We start from the raw sequence: 912 nt of genomic DNA, 5'->3' as shown, positions 1-912 counted from the left end.
CTGGAGCTTCGAGACCAAGCAGATCCACGCGGGACAGCCCGCCGGCGGCGACACCCGCGCCCGCGCCCTGCCGATCTACCAGACCACCAGCTACACCTTCGACAACACCGACCACGCCGCCGCCCTGTTCGGCCTGACCGAACCCGGCAACATCTACACCCGCATCATGAACCCCACCCAGGACGCGGTCGAACAACGCATCGCCGCCCTCGAAGGCGGGGCCGCCGCCCTGCTCCTCGCCTCCGGCCAGGCCGCCGAAACCTACGCCCTGCTCAACCTCGCCGCCGCCGGCGACCACATCGTCGCCAGCCCCTACCTCTACGGCGGCACCTACAACCTGCTGCACTACACCCTGCCCCGCCTCGGCATCGAGGTCACCTTCGTCGACGACCCCGACGACCTCGACCAGTGGCGCGCCGCCATCCGCCCCACCACCCGCGCCTGCTACGGCGAAACCATCGCCAACCCCAAGAACCACCTGCTCGACATCCCCGGCGTCGCCGCCGTCGCCCACGCCCACCACCTGCCGCTGATCGTCGACAACACCGTCGCCACCCCCTACCTGATCCGCCCCCTCGACCACGGCGCCGACATCGTCGTGCACTCGGCCACCAAATACCTCGGCGGCCACGGCACCGCCATCGCCGGGGTCCTCGTCGACGGCGGCACCTTCGACTGGACCGGCACCGGCCCCGACGGCGCCCCCCGCCACCCCCAGTTCACCACCCCCGACCCCAGCTACCACGGCGTGGTCTACGCCGACCTCGGCGCCCCCGCCTACGCCCTCAAGGCCCGCGTGCAACTGCTGCGCGACCTCGGCGCCGCGGTCTCCCCGTTCAACGCCTTCCTCATCGCCCAGGGCCTCGAGACCCTGAGCCTGCGCATGGAACGCCACGTCGCCAACGCCGAGCG

The 912-nt window shown here is 71.7% G+C and carries 1 protein-coding gene; it reads left to right on the top strand.

Features of this window, described 5'->3' with window-relative positions; translation table 11 throughout:
* A partial coding sequence (locus QYS60_RS25715) for a PLP-dependent transferase (protein WP_371384661.1) occupies positions 1-912 on the top strand: 912 nt, incomplete at both ends.

Source organism: Rhodococcus sp. GXMU-t2271, assembly GCF_041414735.1.
Classification (GTDB): Bacteria; Actinomycetota; Actinomycetes; order Mycobacteriales; family Mycobacteriaceae; genus Rhodococcus; species Rhodococcus indonesiensis.
This window is presented reverse-complemented; position numbering and strand designations above follow the sequence as displayed.